Below are 20,568 nucleotides of genomic sequence, written 5' to 3' on the forward strand. Positions count from 1 at the left end.
TCCTGCACAAAAATTGCTAGTTGTTGGTTCCCAGTTCTCAGTTGTGCTTCCGATCTTCAAGATGTGCCTTGCTTCAACAGCTGACACAAACGGGAAGCAATGAGGTGCTCCGGCAGAATGTCATCGATGCCGTATTCGAGTGCATCCCACCAGAGTTCAGCGGTACTGGAAGGTGTCGTGAGCACGATAGGGACAGAGATATCAATACTCTGCATCCGTTCGACCAGGTCTCTCCAATTACCGTCAGCCATGGCCAGTTCCGTGGCGATTACGGTCTTCTCATCCGCCAGGTTGACGAAATCAATCGCCCCTCGGATGGTGCGTGCCCACTGCAGCGCCAGCCCGCACGCTGCGACCTCCTGCGCGACGGTCGCTCCCGGCCTTCTGTTGGATACGAAAATTACTGTTCCTGCTGGTTTCTCGGTTTGCATCAATTCTCGAATACTGCCTGACTCGACGCTAAGACCTCAGGTCTTCGATCGGCCGTAAGCCGACGTAAGCTTGCCGTAACGTTGTGAAGCTTTGTGGCGCATAATTGAAAGGGGAAGAAGCAAGTGTCCGCGCCGTCACCATCATTCGGAAAATCTCCCGCTAACTTTGCAGCCGATCCTGTACCCGCGACGGCGGTCCGCGAGCAATTGGCGCGCGTAGTGAATAGCCCTGTTTTTGTCTCCTCACCGCGGCTATGCAGGTTTTTGACACACATCGTGAATCAGACGATCGATGGAGATGTCGATAGCCTCAAGGAGTTCTCGATTGCAATGGAGGTGTTCGACCGCACCTCGGAGTACAACCCGAACATCGACGCGATTGTTCGGGTCGAGGCCCGCCGCCTGAGAGCAAAGCTAAAGGCGTATTACGAAAAAGAGCAGGGCATGGTTGATCCAGTTCTGATTGGATTACGACCGGGCAGTTATGTCCCGGTTTTCCGATGGCTCGATGCCCAGCCGGCAAAACATCGCGAAAGCATTGACAATGTGCCGGCATCCGGCCGCATATGCGTCGCTGTGTTGCCGTTTGTAAACATGAGTCCGGAGCCAGAGCAGGACTATTTTTGCGACGGGATCAGTGAAGAGATTACGAACTCGCTTACGCGGATATCCGGCTTGAACGTGATTGCGCGGACGTCGGCCTTTCACTTCAAGGGTGCCAACATCGATATCCGGGAAGTAGGGCAGCGTCTCGGCGCGAGTCTAGTCATCGAAGGAAGCGTGAGGAAGGCCGGCGAACAACTTCGGATTACTGCTCAGGCGATTCAGACTGAATCAGGTCATCACATCTGGTCGGAGACGTTCCGTCGCGAGCTCCAGGACGTGTTTGCGATCCAGGAAGAGATCGCGCAATCCGTTGCGGACTTACTCAGGCTTCACATGCCCGATGTTCAAGGGCCAACGCGAACGTTCCCGCCCGACCTTGACGCGTATACAAGGTATCTGCGCGCTCGATTTCTAATTCATCAGCAGTCGCCTGAAACGCTGCAGGCCGCCCTGGAGCAGCTACGACGGCTTACCGAGAGTTATCCGGACTACGCTCTTGCTTATAGCGGCATGGCTGCGGCGAGCGGTCTTCTGGCCCAGTTCGGGGTGGTCTCGGGTCGTGACGTGTATCCAGACGTGAAGGCAAACGCAGAGCGCGGTTATGCGCTCGATCCTGAATCTGGTGACACATGCACGGTGCTGGGCGCACTTCGTGCCTGGTTTGAGCATCGTTGGGACGAAGCGGACAAGATGTTCGACCGCGCGCTAAAGTTACAACCCAGTCATGCTCAGGCTCACATGTTCCGTGCCATGGCTTTGCTGTGCCAGGGGGACATCAAAGGAGCCGAGGCAGGACTCCGCTGCTCGACTGAACTGGACCCGCTCTCAGCCAGCGATTGCGCACGGATGGCTTATCTTCACTATGTAAAAGGGGAGTATTCGTCAGCCGTAGAACATCTCCGGCAGTCTTTCGAACTGGATCGAGATTATCCTGAAGCACGATTCTATGAAGGACTCCTGCAATTCCAGCAGCAGCGTTACGACGCGGTGATCGAGTGTCTTTCTTCGTCTGCCTCACCATTGGATATCGGTCTGCTTGCCGCAGGGTACGCGCAGGGAGGCAGCTTATCGCGAGCCGAAGAATGTATCGAGAGACTGCATCAACTCGCGAGTCGGCAATACGTTACTCCCCTGGCAGAAGGTCTCGCTGCAGTCGGGATGGGAGCTTTCGACCTGGCAGTCGAGTGCCTTGAGGAAGCGATCAGCCACAAAACAAACTTCGTGAATCTGCTGGCGATCGAGCCGTTTTTTCATCCTCTTCATGCTGACCGCAGGTTTGTCAAGTTATTGAAAACGCTTAACTTGTCGTCCTGACGTGCTGCCAGCCTCGCCGTTAGCTTACGTCGGGCTTACATAGGCCTTACGAGGCATTACTCCTTCCCGCTTCCGCGTTCGAGGCACCATTGCCTCATGAAACGACGCACTCGAACAACCTGCTTGGCATTCACTTTCGGGACGCTGGCACTGCTGGCGCGAGGTCAGAATCCCGTATCTCTGTCCTCCCCGCCCACGGTTGAACGGGCCGCGGGACAAACGTCAAACCTCCCTGAACTGACTCTCGAACAGGCGGTTGAACAAGCTGTTGCGAACAACAGCAGCCTGAAGATCGCCGGTCTCGATACCGTCCGCGCTGCCGACGATCTGGCTGCGAATCAGACAAGGCGTTTTGCGAATACGCAGGTCACGGCGCTCGGCGCTCAACTGGTTACGAAGCCGTCGGTTACCTATCCGGCAGGCTCACTTGGGGTATACAGCGCGACCGGGCCGATTCCGGCAACGAATCAGACGGTCAAGATTCCGCGCAAACCCGTAGGAACAGTGAACGTCCTCGTTGCCCAGCCGCTTTCGACACAGTATCAGTTGCATTTGCAGTTGAAAGCCCTTGAGCTGGGTCTGGAAGGTACACGTCAGGACCAGGCGAAGACACGTCTGGAGGTTGTCGACCAGGTTCGACGTGCTTACTACGCGGTTGTCGAGGCACAGAGCGCGTTGGATAGCCTTCAGGCGTCCCTCCCTTATTACCGGGAATCGCATCGTCTGGCATCCGTGAACCGCGGCAAAGAGACGATTCTCGAATCGGATTTGCTGAACGCCGATGCGCAGCTTTTGAAGATACAGAATGCCATCAGCGATGCGAGCGACAGAGTCGCGTCGGCGAGCGAGAGATTGAATGATCTGGTGGGCCGGGACGTTCATACGCAGTTCCGGGTTGCGGCGATCAACGATGCAGATACAGATCTCGCCACATCCGAAGCCATGGAAGCCCGCGCTCTTCAAAACCGGCCGGATGTGAAGAAGGCGATGCTTCAGGTGCGGCAAGCCAACTACGACGCACGGGCGAAGAAGGCGGAATATATCCCCGACGTCAGCCTGGCATTCAGTTACTACACAACTGCGAATTTCGAAAATGTTTTTCCAAGCAACGTAGGGACCGTGGGAATGTCGCTCCGGTGGGAACCATGGGACTGGGGACGCAGGCACCAGGAATACCAGGAAAAACGAGCGAAGGAAGAACAGGCCAAGGTTGGAGTTGGCGCTACGGAACGCGCCGCTCTTCTGGAGGTGCGAAATGCGTGCAGGCAATTGGAGAATACCCGCCGGCAACTGACCCTCAGCAATGCAAACGGTGCGGCCAGACAGAAGGTTAAAGAGGTGCAGGAGAAGGTGAAAAGCGAAGCGGTATTAAGCAGGGATTTGTACCAAGCACAGTCGGACCTGGCGTCCGCGGATAGCCAGCAACAACAGGCCCTCACTGCCTTCTGGAAGGCCAGAGCCGATTTGAAAAAGGCGATTGGAGAAGAATGATGCGTATCTCAATTGGAATTCTAAGTTTTGTCGTGTTTTCAGTTCTCGCCGGCTGCGCAAAGACGCAAAAGGCAGGTCCGGAGCCGGTACCCGTTGTGATGGAGATGGTGGCCACGCAGCAGGTCCAGCCCAGTTGGACTTACTCCGGCGAGATTCGCCCGGACACCGAGGTTCAACTGGCCTTCAAGCAACCAGGTTATATCGCTGCTCTGTATCGAGTGAAGGGCGTCGATGACCGGATGCGCGACCTGCAGGTAGGCGACGAAATACCTGTCGGCGCCACACTTGCCCGACTGCGAAGTTCCGATTATGAAGCCTCATTCAACTCAGCGGTCGGCCAGCAGCGCTCAGCGCAGGGTACGCTTGAAGCTTCGCAGGCGGAACTTAACCGCGCGAAGGCCGATCAGGTAAAGGCAGATTTTGATTTTGAGCGTGCACAAGCGCTCTATGCCGCCAAAGCGATGACCCGCCCGGATTACGACGCGGCGGTGGATCAGCACACCTCGGCGACCGCCAACCTGGAAGCGGCCGTGCGCCAGATCGAAGCTCGCAGCGGCCAAGTGACCGCTGCAGCGGCGCAGGCTGTCTCCGCGCGGATCAATCTTAGCGACACGAGTCTGAACGCTCCTATGCCTGGAGTCATCGTCGAAAAGAGTGTGGAAGCGGGCAGCCTGGTTGCTGCAGGGACGCGGGCGTTCACGCTCGACGATACGCGCGTCGTCAAAGTGAACTTCGGGATTCCCGACAGCATGCTGGCGCACCTCAAGCTAGGAACACAGGTGCCTGTGCAAGTTGATGCCTTGCAGGCGCGGACCTTCACAGGGCAGATTACAGGAATCTCCGCCTCGGCAAATCGTGAATCCCGGGTCTTCAACATCGAGGTCAGTCTTCCCAATCGAGATCGTTCACTCAAAGTGGGCATGATCGCGCGCATCCGCATAGCGCAAGCGAATCCTCAAGCTGTGCCAGTAGTACCACTAACCGCGTTGATGACTGCGGAGTCTGGTTCGAATAACTATTCGGTCTTCACCGTATCGGAGCGCGGTGGAAAACAGTTTGCCCAGTTGAAGAGTGTGAGGGTTGGTGAAACCTTCGGCAAGTCCGTCGTCATCGACGAGGGCCTTACTCCTGGCGAACGAATCATCGTCAACCGGACTAATCAGCTAAGCGACGGAAGCCTGATCCGGATCGCCAACCAGGAGACGCAGCAATGACACACACACAGAACGAACGGTCCACGGACACGAAACAGAATCTCGCCCGCTTCTTCCTTGAGCAGAAGCATGTAGCCTGGGTCTCTCTCGCGGTTGCGCTCCTATGGGGAATCTATGGGTTATTGAAAATGCCGCAACGGAAAGATCCGGATATTCCTGTACGCCAGGCGATGATTATCGTGCCATGGCAGGGAACATCTTCCGAACAGGTCGAACAACTTGTGACCAGGAAGATCGAGCAGGCTATTGCTCTGAATCAATGGGTAACGGAGATCAAGAGCGCCTCCAGAACCGGCTCGGCGATGGTCCAATTCGAACTGGCGGAAAAGGGGAAGTACGACAGGAACAAAGAACTGGACGACGTCAAGACCAGGCTGGACGCTATCCACGATCTGCCGCAGGGTACCGGACCGATTCTGTACATCAAGGACTTCGGAGATACATCCGCATTGATGCTTACAGTAGCGAGTCCACCGGCCGACCCAGCCCAGGTCGCTTGGATAAGCAAGCTGGTTGAGACCCAGATCCGGCAGATCCGGACTGGTTTGGATGCCGGTACTCAGTCGCGGCGTTCTATCGTCGTGGTTTTTCCGAAGTCGATCGACAGCAACGAAGTCGAGCGCAAGTTGTCGTGGGTGACCCGAGATATGGCAACCCAACATCTTTGCTCCGATGTGCACGAATTTTCGGGGGCGGGTTTCATCGGTGTCGACCTATCAACGAATCTCAGTAGTCCTGACCTTCAGTCGGCCTTGAGGAAGTTCGCGCATCAGGACCTGCAAACCGATGAGCTTCACCCGGATGCCTGGAAGCCCGCAATCATCGACGAACCAGCAAATACCGACGTGGCGCTTCAGGCCGTGGCTGGTGACAAGTACACATATCGCGACCTGGACGACTTTACCGATACCCTTCAGCGAAGTCTCAAAACGTTACCGATCGTGGCGAAGGCGGAACGCTCAGGATTGCTGGACGAGAACGTATTTCTCAATTTCTCGCAGGAGCGCCTGGCGCAATACAAGCTAAAGCCGGCAGATCTTCCCAACATCCTTGCCGCCCGGAATCTATCGGAGAGTGGCCAAACGATTAATGCAAGCGGACGCACGGTCAGCGTCAACACCACAGGCGAGTTCAAGAGCATCGACGATCTGCGGAATGTCGTAATCGGCGCATCACCGAACGGAACGCCCCTTTACCTGCGGGATCTTGTGGACATCGATAGGGGGTACGAGAATCCGCCTTCGTTCTCGAACCGGTACACGCGCCGCGACGAAAACGGCAGATGGATCACGACACGTGCGATTACGCTCTCAGTCCAGATGAAGAAGGGAGAACAGATCGGTTCTTTTGGAAAACAGGTGGACGCCAATCTTGCGAACGTCAGAAAGACATTGCCGGCCGACCTGGTACTGGCGAGGACATCGGACCAGCCACTGCAGGTACATGACAGCATTGAGCTGTTCAGCCACAGCTTGATCGAGGCGCTGGTTCTGGTGGTCGTTGTGGCTTTGATTGGCTTCTGGAGCTGGCGGACAGCCATTCTGATTGCGGCATCCATGCCGATTACGCTCGCGATCACGTTTGGAGTTATCAACACGCTCGGAATCGATCTGCAACAGGTTTCGATTGCTTCGCTGATCATCGCGCTGGGATTGTTGGTCGATGTTCCGGTAGTGTCCGGCGACGCAATTGTGCGCGAACTGGGCGCCGGCCAGTCACGATCCGTCGCTGCGTGGCTGGGACCGACAAAGCTGTTCAAAACGATGGCGTATGCCACTATCACGAATATCGTTTCGTATCTCCCATTTCTGCTGCTGCCTGGAGATACAGGGAAGTTCCTCTACAGTCTGCCTATCGTTATTAGCTGTTCGCTGCTGGCGGCCCTGCTCGTTTCGATGACCTTTGTGCCGCTCATCAGCTCGTTTCTCTTGCAAAGCCAGATCGAAACTCCAATTGAGGAAAGGCGGCAGCGTGGGTTCACTGGCTGGTATTTCCGAACTGCAAAGAAGGCCATTGAACACAGGAAGCTGTGCCTGGCAGGATCGCTCATTCTGCTGATAGCGGGCGGCGTTGTCTTCTCCAGTCTTAAACCGCAGTTCTTTCCAAAGGACCTTCAATACTTTTCTTATATCGACGTGTGGCTGCCTGAGGACACTCCCGCAAGCGCGACCAGCGCCGCCGCTCAACAGGTGGAATCCATCACCCGCCGAGTAGCGGAAGAGTATGGCAAAAGTCATTCGGAGCACGGACACCCAAAGGATGTCTTGCAATCCATGACCACGTTCGTGGGCGGCGGCGGTCCGCGCTTCTGGAGCAGCGCCACGCCCGAGGACAGGCAAACCAACTATGCTCAGGTGATTCTGCGAACGAAAGACAATCATGATACGACCCCTCTGCTTGCCCTTTTGCAGCCGGAACTGGACAGGCAAATTCCTGGGGCAATCATTGATACGCGGACTCTCGAAACCGGCAAGCCGGTCGGAATTCCGATTCAGGTCAGAATTTCCGGCGAGGATTTGCCGCGTCTTAGAGCGGAAGCCGAGCGGCTGAAGCAGATCTTTCGCGAAATTCCCGTTGCCGTCAGAGTTCGAGACGACTGGGGCGAACCGAGCGCGAGAGAAATGGTGCACGTCGATGCGGACCGGGCAAACCTGGCGCACGTCACAAACGCAGATGTCTCCGACTCTGTCAGTGCGGCTCTTCATGGCATTACGGCTGGAGTTTTGAGAGATGGCAACAAGCAGGTGCCGATTGTTGGACGCATGCAGATGGAGGAGCGGTCTCAACTCTCCGATTTGCGCAGTCTATACGTCTTCTCGCGACAAGGCACACCGCCCGTGCCTCTCGAGCAGGTGGCAACGACCGCTCTGAGCCCGGTAACGCCCAAAATTCGACGCTTCGATCAGTACCGCACCATTACTGTGCAGTGCTGGCCTACGCAGGGACATTTGCCGTCGGAGGTAATTGCGGCGGCGATGCCAAAGCTGGAGGCATTCCAGAAGCAGCTTCCCGACGGGTTTATCTTCCGCTTCGCTGGTGAGCAGAAAGAGCAGGTCAGCGGCTTTGGTGACCTCACTACGGTGCTGCTGATTTGTGTCTGCGCCATTTACCTGGCACTGCTCGCTCAGTTCAAGCACGCGTTCAAGCCACTCATCGTCTTTGCCGCCATTCCATACGGCGTTGTCGGTGCGATTTTTTCACTTGCCATTATGGGCCAGCCATTCGGATTCATGGCGTTCCTTGGGATCATTAGCCTTATTGGGGTGATTGTGAGCCACATCATTGTGTTGTTTGAATTTATCGAGGAGCGACGAGAAGAGGGCGAGGAGCTTGAGTTGGCGCTGATCGATGCCGGCATCCTTCGTCTGCGGCCGGTGATGATCACGGTTGCGGCCACAGTGATTGCGCTGTTTCCGTTGGCTGCCCACGGCGGCCCTCTTTGGGAGCCTCTCTGCTATGCGCAGATTGGGGGACTGACGATCGCTACCTTCGTGACGCTACTGCTCGTTCCTGTTCTCTATTCTTTCGTCGTACTGGATCTGAAACTGATCCGTTGGGAACGAGAAGAGCAGCCTGTTTCCGCCGATCAGGAAAAACACTCAACGATGCCTCTAACATCCGGGATACCGGGATGATCACTATGAACATTGGGCACGTCATCCAATACGCGACGTTGTTCTCACTTCTGATGGGCGGTCTCGGTGTGGCCGTCGCAGTGTTCAATCACCGTGTGCAAGTGAAGACGCAGATCTTTCTGGCGATGTCAGCCCAGTATGACGGACTGTTGAAGAACTCTTCGCCGTCATTCTGGCTGAACGTGCCAGACGGTACTGAGCTCCCTGAGCGGACGGAAGAGTTGACCATCTCGATGTTACGATTCTGCACGCTCGTTTCATTGACCTACCTTCTATTTTGCGAACGCCGTGTCCCGAAACGAATGTGGGAGCTGATGCTCCGTTCTGCTGAGCGGAGGTTCCGCAGTCCCTTGTTTGTACGAGAGTGGGAGCATTTGAGGATTGAATTCGAATCGTTCCCGGAATTCATATCTCTTGTTGCCTCAGTGCATCGTATGACGCCCGGTATTGAAACCCTTGGCTCCGAGCCCGTGCTACACGCACAGAAAGAAGGACGCCGTTTGCCATGCTGACATCCCCGGAATTGAAGAGAATACCAATCTTTTCCTGCTTGGATGACGCGAACCTTATGTGGCTTTCGCAGCAGGTTGCCGATCTTCATTTGGAACGGGGTGAATATCTCATTCACGAAGGGGAACTCACCCCTTTCTTTGTAGTGATGAACGGAACTACGGAAGTGCTCAAAGATGTGATGGGGCGTCGCACTGAAGTCTCGGAGCACAAGTCGGGCGATTTCTTTGGTGAGTTGGCGATTCTTATGGGGTCAGCGGCTCCTGCTTCCGTTCGCGCAAAGACGGTATGTCACGTGGCGCGCCTTGATTCCCAGCACCTCCAGGAATTGATTCGACGCTCGCCCGAGTGCAGCGCGGTGATCTTGCAGACTCTTAACGAGCGTGTACAGGTCGTGCAGAAGTACATGCTGAGCCTTCCCTCGACTCGCGTTCAGATAGCCGGATCGAAATTTGATGACGACTGCCGGGAGATACGCACATTCCTGAGCATGAATCGAATTCCTTATGAATGGGTTGATCGCGATCGTAGCTCACAACCGACTTCAGGGAATCCGGCCTGCAATGTCGAAGGGATATCCGTCATCGTGGATGACTCGTTCTGTGTCAGCCATCCCCCTTCGGTTCGTAAGGTAGCTGAGGCGCTCGGGTTTCAAACGGCTCCCTATCAACAAACCTATGACGTGGTGATTATTGGTGGCGGCCCAGCCGGACTGGCGGCTGCCGTCTACGGAGCCTCGGAAGGGCTCAGCGTCCTATTGGTCGAACGCAAGGCTCCTGGCGGTCAGGCCGGAACATCTTCCCGCATCGAGAATTATCTCGGCTTTCCCAATGGCGTCTCAGGAGATGACCTCAGTCAGCGCGCGTTCCGGCAGGCGGTTAAGTTTGGCGCCGAAGTGGTCCTCACCCGAGAAGTCCAGAAGGTCATTCCGCGTTCCACTGGCGGATACGCGATTGGACTTGATGGCGAAGAGAGAGTTATCACAAGGACGGTGATCCTGGCGACCGGAGTCGCGTGGCGCAGACTTGAGGCGGACGGAGTCGATCGCTTCATCGGGCGCGGGGTCTTGTATGGGGCGGCGCGTACTGAGGCACCAACTGTGGCGGGAAGACAAGTCTTTATTATCGGCGGCGGCAACTCTGCCGGCCAGGCTGCCCTGTTCTTTGCAGATTATGCGAGTTCAGTGACCATGCTGGTCCGAGGCGAAGGCCTGGAGCACAGCATGTCGCAATACTTGATCGATCAGATTGCTCTCGCGCCAGGCATTCGGGTAGAGACGGAAACTCAGGTCGTCTCCGCACATGGCACGGATTGCTTGAAAGCAATTGAAACCCAGAAAGCGGGGAAGCCTGTTATCCGGCGGGCCGCAGATGCATTGTTTGTCATGATTGGCGCCGATGCCGTAACCCATTGGTTGCCACCTCAGCTCCGACGCGAGAACGGCTATGTGCGCACGGGGCGCGAGGTGACTGACCAGCCAGGCTGGGCGGCAGATCGTCCTCCATTTCCGCTGGAAACAAATCTTCCGGGCTTCTTCTGTGTAGGCGACGTTCGCTACAACTCGATCAAACGCGTTTCCAGCAGCGTAGGAGAAGGCAGCATGGCCATTGCTTTCGTGCATCAATATCTCTCATTGACGGCCTGACTGTTTTCCAAGGTGATTGCGGTCGTTCCAGCCATCTGTAAAAAAAGTTGAAACTAAAAGCATATGCTCCTACTCATATTCTATATGCGAGCATATGCTCGCATATCGGAGGGAGGGGCGTCATGAATGAATTTGAGATTTTGGTGAGCGGAGCAACTGGACGGACCGGGGGAACAGCCATCGATGAATTGCTCAAAATGGGTAGACGGGTGCGGGCTTATGTGCGCGCCGATGACGATCGAGCTGCCGAACTGAGACATCGCGGAGTCGATATCGCCGTAGGGGATTTCACAGACGTCGACCAGATCCGTGCTGCGATGGAAGGTATCCGGTCGGCTTATTTTCTTCATCCAATTGCGCCGGGAATTATTGGAGCTGCCGCCTATTTCGCTCAGGCTGCAAAGGAAGCAGGCGTTACGACAATCGTCAACATGTCGCAGATTTCCGCACGGCGCGAGTCGGCAAGCCACGCTGCGCAGGACCACTGGATCTCAGAGCGGGTTTTTGACTGGTCAGGCGTACCCACGACACATCTCCGCCCGACCTTCTTCGCCGATTGGCTCGTTTACCCACATTTTGCGAAGGAGATCTGGGCCAAGAAAAAGATCGAGTTTCCCTTCGCCAACGGACGCCACGCGCCCATCGCGACCGACGACCAGGGCAGGGTCATCGCCCATATCCTGGCCAATCCCGAGGGGCACGAAGGCAAGATCTACACACTGCACGGACCAGTCGAGATGAACCATACTGAAATTGCTTCCGTCATGAGCGATGTACTCGGCGCAGAGATCGAGTATGCGCCGACAACGATCGAGGAGTTCAAGGACAAAATGGAGAATCTTTATAAGTTTCCCCCATTCCTGGTGCAGCACCTGGTCGAGGTCGCTCAGAACTATCGAGACGGCATTTTCTCCGGTGTCAACGACAATGTCGAGACGATCACCGGGACGCCTGCGCTTTCGGTCGCAGCTTTCATCGAGAAATACCGCAAAGCATTCGCGTGATGAGAGCTTGAACAATCAATGGAAATCGAGAGGGTAAAAACGTATGCTGCAGCTCAACCAACCGCTCGGGATCGATCAGTGCTACTGCTTCGCAGTAAGGAAGGCGAGCAGACAGGTCTCACGCCTTTATGACAGCTATCTGGAGCCTGCGGGCGTGCGCATTACGCAATTCCTTACACTCGCTGCATTGAACGAAGTGGATAGCGCCCCGGTCAACGCCCTTGCGGAGCGGTTGGATATCGAACGGACAGCGATGGGAAAGATGGTTGGCTTCCTTGAACGTGATGGCTTCGTTACGATCAAGCCGTCGCCGACAGATGGCCGAAGCCGCCTTGTAGAACTCACCAGGGAAGGACAGCGCCTCCACGATAAAGCAGCCCCTCTGTGGCGCAAAGCGCAGCACGAATTCGAGGAGCAGAATGGCGCGAAAAATGCTGGGGAGTTGCGGAGGCGACTCAAAAGCATCGCTATTGGCGATGTCACGACAGATGCATCGAAAGGCTGAGCACAGGGTGGTAATGCGAGACAGTATCGATGAACGGGGCTTTATCGCCGCAAAGAGGGGAACGTCCGGCAAATCTGACCGAGAGGTTTCCCCCAGGTTTCCCAGTCGGCCCTGGATATACGGTAAGGCCTGTTATCGCCAGTTGAATCGTTGATTCGCCCACTATACGCCTAATGCGGAGTTTGGGCGGAAATCTGTCCGTCGATTGCCAGTTCTTTGATACCCAACTGTCGGAAGAGGCCGATCTGATCCACTTGCAACCAGACTTCTGCAATCTTTTCTCCTTCGAACCGGTAGAAGACCACAGCTCGTTCCGTAACCGTCCTGCCCGTCGCTGGATTACCAGCAATAGGAGCCGAGTTGATCGCAGTCATACTCCAATGTGCTGCTACGTTATTGCCAGACGCCACAATGTCTTCGATCACGAAGCGCCCATCTGGAAATATCCCAGTAATACGTTGCACTGCGCGCGTAAAAGCCTCAATTCCGATTTCGTCCTTGTCATTGAAATGATTGATGACGCCCGGGCTCACCAGTTCTGGAAGAATACTCATATGCCGCCGGTTCAAACATCCTCGTAAAATCTGTGCACAGTCATTTCGTTTCTCTTCGAAACGTCTTGAGAGGAAACTAGCGTCTGCGCCTGTAGAACGGTGCAGCCAACGAGGAGCGAGATCACGATGATCGACATCATCGTCGGCAAACCCTTATGGAATTCCTTGGTCATGAAGATCTCCTATGATTCTTGATGGTCAGGGTCAACAGTCCCTGACGAAGATTGCGATGAGTCTACGAAGTTCCGGATTTCCGGAATCATCTCCTCTCCTTCATCCTCGAAGAAGAAGTGATCTGCATTTGGAAACTCCACAACGTGATGCACGGGAAATATCTGCTTGAAGCGATCGATATCTGATCGAGGAAAGCCAACGTCATGAAGGCCCCAGAAGATCAGCGCTCTCTTGTCGCGGAGTCTTCCAAGGTTTCTCTCCACGCCCTCGAAGAAATCTCTCGCCGCGATGATTTGACCTGGATAGAAGCTACCAACGCCACGTTTGTTGGGCGGGACAGATGGAGCAATGTAGGCATCAAGCGTGCTTGCAGGCAGCTTCTTCACGATGCCATTTTGTATTCCCATCCTGGTGAATCCGTTGAAACTTGTCTGTAGGAACTCTCCTATGGGACCGCCCGCAATAACCGAGAACTTCCCTAGGGTAGTCCTGTTGTCACTCGGCCAGGCCCAGGTATTTCCGAGAATCATTCCACGTATCAACTCGGGCCGTCGTTCGGCGAAGGCCAGACCTATCGGACCTCCCCAGTCCTGCATGACCAGGGTTATGTCTCGAAGTCCAAGACGGTCTACGAACTCCTCGACGGACGCGCTCTCTTCGGCGGGTGTGAATCCAAAGCCGGAGGGCGCGGAGGAGAAGCCAAACCCCGGATAATCCAGCGCGACACACCGGAAAGATCCGTGCAACTGTTGAACGAGGCCGCGCCACTGGAACGAGTAGGAGGGATTGCCATGCAGGAACAGGAGGACGGGGCCCCGGCCCTCATCGACATAGTGAATGTTAGCTCCGCTTCGCAGCGTCATGAAGCGATGCTCGACGTTCCACGTGTCTTTGGATATGTCGCGCAGCTCAATCCTGCCAGTCGATCCTACTCGTTCGCTTGCAAACGATAAACCGACTCCAAAAACTTCAAGCGCTCCCACGACGTATGCGAGGACAATAGTGACCGCGGAAAGGGAAGCGACGCGATGTCCCTGCGGACTTAACGCAAAGATTGAAAGTACCAGAAGAGTCAATGCCGGAAGACTTTGCAGGGCAAGTTCCTCTCCTCCACGTCGATAGAGAAGAAATAGCAAGAAAACAGCAATGGTAAGAGTTTCAAAGATAAACCGCGATCGCGTAGATCTGGATGACCTGGTAATTTGCGTATGTCGAAAAGCGGCTAAGACGCAGACGATAATGCAAACGGTAGCGTTTATGCCGTAGCGCAGCTCAGGTCTGAATCCAATGCCTCGAACATGTGGAGTCGCCAAAATGGCAACGTTTACGATGCCCACGGTAGGGATAGAAATCAGTAACCCCCACAGAATGCAACGAAGGATTCCACGCCAGTTGTAATGACCGGTCCGGTCGTTCATGATCTCACTCATTTTCTGTTCCTAGACAAAGCGCTGCTTGTTTTCTCGTGCCCAGGTCGCGAAGGTGCGCGGCCTATACCCCATCACGCGTTCGAAGGTATGTAACAGATCGGTACTCGAACCCGTCCGTACAGCGGCATATAGTTCGACCACAGCGGCGGCCAGCGGACGCGGGAAGCCTCCGCGCATGATCTGCTCAACGGCCTGTTCATCCGTGACGTCAACGCGTTGAATGGGAACTCCGAGAATTTGCGAAAGAGTCGCGATCTGCTTCGAAACAGTGAGAAGTTCCGGCCCTGTGATAGACGATATTTCCTCGTGGTTTCCATCATCGATTAACAGGTGTACGGCAAACGTGGCTATATCTTCCGGCGCAATTGGAGCGAAGCTGCCGTCTCCCATTGGGTTGTAAACAACCCCTTGTGTCTTGATTGACTGCGCCCACTGCAGAGCATTGGACATGAATGCGGTCGCACGTAGGATCCTCGCTTGGATCGAAGATGCGAGGATGCGCTGTTCCTGTTGCAGATGCAATTTCCCGAGTGTCAGTTCAGGAAGCTTTGCCGCGATGGAAGAGAGAAATACCATCCTCTTGCACTGGTTCCCGTGGGCGATATCAAGAAGGTCTCCAAGAGACTCGTCCGTCAGCCCGCGGTTCATGAGGAACAGGTGAGAAACACCCGCTAAAGCTGTTTTGAGTACATCTGGCTGGCCAAGTCCACCTACAACAACTTCGACCTTGCTTTCGAATTTCGTAGCTTTATTTGGATCGCTCGTTAGAACCCGGACCTGTTTTCCAAGATTCTGCAATTCCGCCAGAACCCGGCTGCCAATATTCCCGCTTGCTCCCGTGACTAGATACATTGCGTTCCCTTTCGGTGATGCGAAACTCCGACGACTTCGCTACGGTACTGAGATAATGGCAGCGCAACAATGGATTCGCATGAGACAGACTGTTGCTGGAGAGGAACAATAGATGTTGGATCTGAATGGAATGCAAATCTTCGCGGAAGTCGCAAAACAGGCCAGCTTCACCACGGCAGCGAAGGCTCTTGGGCTTCCGAAATCAACCGTAAGCCGTAGCCTGGCAAATCTTGAAGATCGTCTCGGTGTGCAGCTCTTAGAGAGGACCACTCGCAACGTCAGGCTGACGGATGCTGGTGAGATTTATCTCGAGCGATGCCGGCGGATGCTCGATGAGGCCGAAGATGCTGACCTGGTCATGAATAGTCTGCGAGGGACACCGCGAGGCCGGCTGAGGATAGGAGCGCCCATTGCATTCATCCGATTTTCTCTTGGACCGCAGCTACCGTCCTTTCTTGCGAAGTTTCCCGAGATGAGCGTCAGCCTCCATATCCTCAATGGTTCTGGACAATCACGCGAAAATGCCCTTGATATAGCCATCAGATCCGGGGATCTGGAAGATTCTGAACTGATTGTTAAGCCCCTGAAGACTATCCGCCTGGGCATATATGCAAGCCCCTTCTACCTGAAGAAGCAAGCGCGCGCCCATCATCCGTCAGACCTCAGAGGAATGAGCTGCATCACTACAACCTGTGGTGCTCTAGGAAGCGCAGCCGATGGAACGTTGTGGCGCCTCAAGCGGGGGGCTGAAGTGCAGGACGTCCGGGTGGAGTCTCGGATCGCAGTACCGGACCCATTCCTGAATTACGAGCTGGCATTACACGGTCTGGGCCTTGCTCAACTCTCGCAAGCGCTTGTCAAAGAACACGTAGAGGCGAAGCGTCTGATTCGGGTACTTCCCGAGTGGGAACCGGATACGGTCCGACTCCGGGCCCTTTACTCTGCCCGTCTCAGCGCTTCGCCAAAGCTTCGGGCATTCCTGTCATTTTTGGAAGGCTGCGTATGACCGTTGAAGCCGACTGCGGACCGTGACCTTCGCGATGTTTTGACCGCTGAATGGGAACGTTCCGTCTGTTTGGATGTATAGGCGGTGAGGGGGCGTGGGCGGAAATGCAACAGGGTTCTCCTGGAGATTACGCTGCTGAGACTGGCTGTATCGAGCAGCCGGCTCAGAAATCCCAAACAGGAGAACCCCATGGATGTCCTTCACTATATCGGATTAGATGTGCACAAGAGGAGCATCAGCTACTGCATCAAGACGGTAGCTGGGCAGATCGTGCAAGAAGGCAAGCTACAGGCAAGCCGGCAGGAGCTGCGACGTTGGGCAGAGGAACTCCAGAGATGGAGCGGAGCGATGGAAGCGACGCTGTTCAGTGCCTGGATCTACGATACGTTGAAGCCGTACGCGGAGCGGCTGGTGATGGGACATCCTGCGAAAATGCGAGCCGTCACTGCTGGCAAGAAGAAGAGCGATACGATCGATGCGCGAACGATCGCCGATCTGTTGCGATGCGATCTGTTACCGGAGTGCTATGTGATGCCGCCGCAGATGCGCGATCTGAGACGGCTGCTGCGTTATCGCAGCATGGTGGTCCAGCAATCGGTGCGGATGCAGAACAAGATGGCTGGGCTGCTGATGGAAAGCGGGACTGTCTTCCACAAGGAAAAGCTGCACGGCAAGAAATACTTCTCCGCTCTGATCGAGACACTGGAAGAAGTGCCGGAGTCAGTGAAGGATCTGCTGCGGATGAGCCGCAGTTCGATGGAGCTGTTCCAGTCGGCACAGAAGCAGATCGCCCAGAGGCTGTTATCGGAGCCGGCCTTAGAGCAGCGGATCGAGCGTCTGATGAGCATCCCCGGAGTGGGTCCGATCACGGCGTTGACCTGGGCCTTGGAGGTTGGCGATCCGTATCGCTTCTCCTCCATCGGGGACGCGGTGAGTTACTGCGGTCTGACGGCTGCGTTCCGGTCCTCTGCCGGCAAGCAGCAACGAGGACCCATTTCCAAACAGCGCAATGCGTGGCTGCAGACGGTGCTGATCGAAGCAGCCAAACTGGCGCCACGCTGGAACCCGCAACTGGCGGCGCTGCATGCCAAACAACTGGAGCTCGGACATCGCAATCGGGCCACGCTGCAACTAGCACGCAAGCTGGTGGCTTATCTGCTGGCGGTGGACAAGAGCGGCCAGCCCTTCCGGATCGTGACTTCGCCACCGGAAACAAAAGACGCCATGAAGACAAAAACGAAAAAGCAGCCTCTGCTCACTCAAGCTGCCTAATACCAGTTCGACCTGTCAGCGATCCACCGGCCGGTCCTTGCTCGCTTGGGGACTGTGCAACGGAGCAGCAGCTCCGGATACACTTTACCGTCTGTTTCGAGGCCGGCCGGTCAACTCTCACTCAATCTTCGCCGACGCCGTTCCACCAATGGTGTTCCCGCAAATGGATGTCTGGCCACGCTGCCTATGCGTTGGTCTTATCTAAGGATCGAGAACAGTTCGACTTCACTCATAACCAAGCGCCGGGAGAATACCTTCCGCCTCGCCATGGGAAATCTCCGTTTTCCCTTGACTCTTACCTATCATGGATGTCCCCAGGTTTCCTTTCGATAGATGCCATCAAGCAACTGCGGTTGGCAGAGTGCAATGAAACGTAGCGCCTTGTCCGTCGTAGGATGTGGCCCACAAACGGCCACCATGCGATTCCACGATTGAACGGCTGATTGCCAGCCCCATGCCGGTGCCTTGAGGTTTCGTGGTGAAGAAGGCATTGAATATCTCGTCCGCTCTTCCGTCCGGCAATCCTACTCCGGTGTCGCTGACTGAGATCAGCACTTGACCGCCCTCGCCTGGTCCAGTCTTGACCGTGAGCACTCCGCCGGTCTCCTTCATCGCCTCGATACCATTGAGCATGAGGTTCATCAGTACCTGCTGCAGTTGCACCCGGTCCGCCATGATTTTGGGAAGATCGGCGGCAAGGTCCATACGAATCGAAACGGCATACCGGTTGGCTTCGCCCCGCAGTAGCAGGACCATCTCGCCGATGATTTCGTCCGCATCGACCGATTCTCGCTGTGGAGGAGTCTTCTTAAACAACGACCCCAAACGATCGATGATGTGGGCTGCACGCACCCCGTCCTTCACGCTCTCTGCTGTTGCCCGGCGCGCCTCGTCCAGGTCCGGCCGGTCCCGGTTCAGCCATCGCAAGCTGGCCTGCGAACTGGTCACGGCCGCGCTAATCGGTTGCTTTAACTCGTGAGAGATTGAGGCCGCCAGTTCTCCGAGTGTGCTGACCCGATTGGTGTGTGCAAGTTCTGCCTGGAGCTCTTCCGCAAGCTTGCGATCTTGAATGTCGGTCGCCGCACAGTACCATTTCACGACCTTTCTTCGCTTGTCCCGCAGCGGTACGGCGCGGGCCAAAAACCACCGATACTCCCCGTCGGTTCGGCGGACGCGCATCTCGTCCTCGTACGGTTCACCACTGGCAAAGCACGCGCCCCATCGTCGTAAAGTTCGGTCCAGATCTTCGGGATGAATAGCAGTTTTCTCGAATCCCTCCGCGTTTCCCAGCTGCGACAGCCCGGTATATTCAACCCAGCGTCGATTCCGAAATTGAACGCCCCCGTCGGGTCCAAGGATCAACACCATCGCCGGAATGGTCTCAATGGCTTCGCGAAGTTTTCCTTCCTGCCGCCGCAATTGTTGTACTCGGAGTTGATGCAGCCCCCAAAGGAATGCCAGAAGCGCGGCCACGCACAGGAAGCGGAACCAGGTGGTCTGGTAGAAAGCCGGCAGTATGGTCAAAGCCACGTTTGCGGGTGCGCCGGACCAGACGCCGTCCGGCGTTTGCCCGAGCGACGACGGACATCGTAAACAGGTAACGATCATTAAGACAACAAGCCAGCAGAGCTGCGAGGCTGTGACACGGATTGAGTGTGCTGAGCGGTCGCAATCTTCGACGGGAACAAAGGACCGCGCTCGTTGGTGTTTTCCCCGCACAGTACCGACATTTTAGTCGTAACCCCACAACACTGAACACGAGCTGACACGGGAGAAAAGCCGACGCTAGGTTTGCAAGATAGTGGAGGTCACGACAGCAAACGTCAAAAATCGTACGCTAAGACAGTTCCGAGCGATGTTCAATCTGAAAGTCGAAGCGTGTTGATCAGGGCGGCAAGAGCAGCCGGCTGATTTCGACGGCTTGGGTAGTAAAGAAAATAGCCGGGGAAGGTGGGACACCAGTCCCTCAGGACCTGAACCAAGCGCCCTTTTGCGATCATCTCCGATATTGGTTGTTCCACTGTCGTTGCGATACCTACACCGTTCAACACTGCCTGGACAACCAAGTCTGGATCGTCGAACGTCGCCGGTCCCTGCGGATTGACGGTTAGTGCCTTACGGCCTTTCTCAAACTCCCATCGGTAGATGCCACTGCTAAAGCGAAAGCCTATGCAGGCATGATCTTTCAGATCTCGAGGCGTTCGGGGAATCTTGTGGGACTTGAAGTATTCCGGTGAGCCGACAACTGCGAGGCGCAGGTCCTTGCTGACACGGACTGCGATCATGTCACGTTGGATGAACTCACCGATCTGTACGCCAGCATCGTACTCTCCGGCCACGAGATCGACCGGGTCATTCGAGGACGTGACCTCCAAGACGATTTCAGGGTAGGTGCGTGCAAACCGCGCTAATTTCGGTAGAAGCACCATATACGTGGCTGGTCGCGGAATGATCAGACGAATCCGGCCTGTCGGACTCTCTCTCCGTTTTCGTGCTTCGGCCAACGATCGCTCGATACGTTCCAGAGCGGGGGTGAGATCTTGAAGGAGTGCGGCACCTGCTGCTGTGGGTGATACGCTTCGCGTCGTTCGGGCGAGGAGCTGGAGACCTAACCTCTTTTCCAAGCCTCGCATGGAATGGCTGAGTGCGGATTGAGAGATACCAAGCCGGGCGGCGGCGCGGGTAAAGCTTCGTTCTTCAGCAACAACTGCGAATGCGGCAAGTTCGCCAAGATCATTCTTCATGATTCATGAATTTTACTCATAACTTCATCCAATTCCCATGGTCTAGTCTCATAAACGATCCGGGCCTAGACTTGAGTTCAGTCGCGGCGGCTCCATCGCGTGGCGACGGAAGCGTGTTCCAACGTGGATTCGATCGGTATGGACGGCGCTGGCAGCCGAGCACGGACAGCCGGCACGATTT

The 20,568-nt window shown here is 55.6% G+C and carries 16 protein-coding genes; 10 read left to right on the forward strand and 6 right to left on the reverse strand.

The features are described from left to right. Positions 1–56: 56 nt before the first annotated feature. Positions 57–431 (reverse strand): hypothetical protein, encoded by a 375-nt coding sequence (locus FTW19_RS12705; RefSeq protein WP_147647984.1) that lies wholly within the window; start codon positions 429–431, stop codon positions 57–59. A gap of 264 nt (positions 432–695) precedes the next feature. Between FTW19_RS12705 and FTW19_RS12710 the strand changes: the two genes are divergently transcribed. The 8 genes from FTW19_RS12710 (at position 696) to FTW19_RS12745 (ending at position 12,355) form a co-directional block, all read left to right on the forward strand. Next, complete coding sequence (locus FTW19_RS12710; protein WP_246153718.1) at positions 696–2,351, forward strand: tetratricopeptide repeat protein; 1,656 nt, start codon at positions 696–698, stop codon at positions 2,349–2,351. Positions 2,352–2,474: 123 nt separating this feature from the next. Next, a complete protein-coding gene (locus FTW19_RS12715) occupies positions 2,475–3,842 on the forward strand; it encodes a TolC family protein (protein WP_246153719.1) in 1,368 nt (455 codons plus the stop codon). Continuing rightward, positions 3,839–5,056: an efflux RND transporter periplasmic adaptor subunit gene (locus FTW19_RS12720; protein WP_246153720.1), complete on the forward strand. Its 1,218-nt coding sequence runs from the start codon at positions 3,839–3,841 to the stop codon at positions 5,054–5,056. Before FTW19_RS12715 ends, FTW19_RS12720 begins: the two co-directional genes overlap by 4 nt. Continuing rightward, positions 5,053–8,691, forward strand: coding sequence for an efflux RND transporter permease subunit (locus FTW19_RS12725; RefSeq protein ID WP_147647987.1), 3,639 nt, complete (start codon positions 5,053–5,055; stop codon positions 8,689–8,691). Before FTW19_RS12720 ends, FTW19_RS12725 begins: the two co-directional genes overlap by 4 nt. Beyond that, positions 8,688–9,203, forward strand: coding sequence for a hypothetical protein (locus tag FTW19_RS12730; RefSeq protein ID WP_147647988.1), 516 nt, complete (start codon positions 8,688–8,690; stop codon positions 9,201–9,203). Before FTW19_RS12725 ends, FTW19_RS12730 begins: the two co-directional genes overlap by 4 nt. Next, positions 9,197–10,846, forward strand: coding sequence for an FAD-dependent oxidoreductase (locus FTW19_RS12735; RefSeq protein WP_147647989.1), 1,650 nt, complete (start codon positions 9,197–9,199; stop codon positions 10,844–10,846). Before FTW19_RS12730 ends, FTW19_RS12735 begins: the two co-directional genes overlap by 7 nt. 122 nt (positions 10,847–10,968) lie before the next feature. Next, entirely contained in the window at positions 10,969–11,850 is an 882-nt protein-coding gene (locus FTW19_RS12740; protein WP_147647990.1) for an NmrA family NAD(P)-binding protein, read from the forward strand. A 43-nt stretch (positions 11,851–11,893) separates the two neighbouring features. Beyond that, a complete protein-coding gene (locus FTW19_RS12745) occupies positions 11,894–12,355 on the forward strand; it encodes a MarR family winged helix-turn-helix transcriptional regulator (RefSeq protein ID WP_147647991.1) in 462 nt (153 codons plus the stop codon). Between the two features lie 170 nt (positions 12,356–12,525). Here the strand turns inward: FTW19_RS12745 and FTW19_RS12750 are convergent, their stop codons facing one another. The 3 genes from FTW19_RS12750 to FTW19_RS12760 form a co-directional block, all read right to left on the reverse strand. Then, positions 12,526–13,014: an ester cyclase gene (locus tag FTW19_RS12750; protein WP_348641857.1), complete on the reverse strand. Its 489-nt coding sequence runs from the start codon at positions 13,012–13,014 to the stop codon at positions 12,526–12,528. Between the two features lie 77 nt (positions 13,015–13,091). Then, positions 13,092–14,501, reverse strand: a complete 1,410-nt coding sequence (locus FTW19_RS12755) for an alpha/beta fold hydrolase (protein WP_187142952.1) — start codon at positions 14,499–14,501, stop codon at positions 13,092–13,094. Positions 14,502–14,522: 21 nt separating this feature from the next. Further along, positions 14,523–15,365 (reverse strand): NAD(P)H-binding protein, encoded by an 843-nt coding sequence (locus FTW19_RS12760; RefSeq protein WP_147647994.1) that lies wholly within the window; start codon positions 15,363–15,365, stop codon positions 14,523–14,525. Between the two features lie 112 nt (positions 15,366–15,477). Here FTW19_RS12760 and FTW19_RS12765 point away from each other — a divergent pair, with 112 nt between their 5' ends. Beyond that, positions 15,478–16,371 carry a LysR family transcriptional regulator gene (locus FTW19_RS12765; RefSeq protein WP_147647995.1) on the forward strand — a complete coding sequence of 298 codons (894 nt, stop codon included), beginning with the start codon at positions 15,478–15,480 and terminating at the stop codon, positions 16,369–16,371. Between the two features lie 189 nt (positions 16,372–16,560). Further along, positions 16,561–17,643, forward strand: a complete 1,083-nt coding sequence (locus FTW19_RS12770; RefSeq protein WP_222705456.1) for an IS110 family transposase — start codon at positions 16,561–16,563, stop codon at positions 17,641–17,643. 339 nt (positions 17,644–17,982) lie between these two features. On the opposite strand, the gene FTW19_RS12775 is transcribed toward FTW19_RS12770, so the two are convergent. Continuing rightward, positions 17,983–19,167 carry a sensor histidine kinase gene (locus tag FTW19_RS12775; protein WP_246153262.1) on the reverse strand — a complete coding sequence of 395 codons (1,185 nt, stop codon included), beginning with the start codon at positions 19,165–19,167 and terminating at the stop codon, positions 17,983–17,985. A gap of 335 nt (positions 19,168–19,502) precedes the next feature. Next, on the reverse strand, positions 19,503–20,387 hold the full coding sequence (locus tag FTW19_RS12780) for a LysR family transcriptional regulator (RefSeq protein WP_147647997.1): 885 nt from the start codon (positions 20,385–20,387) through the stop codon (positions 19,503–19,505). Between the last annotated feature and the right edge of the window lie 181 nt (positions 20,388–20,568).

This window comes from Terriglobus albidus (genome assembly GCF_008000815.1).
GTDB classification, from domain to species: Bacteria; Acidobacteriota; Terriglobia; order Terriglobales; family Acidobacteriaceae; genus Terriglobus; species Terriglobus albidus_A.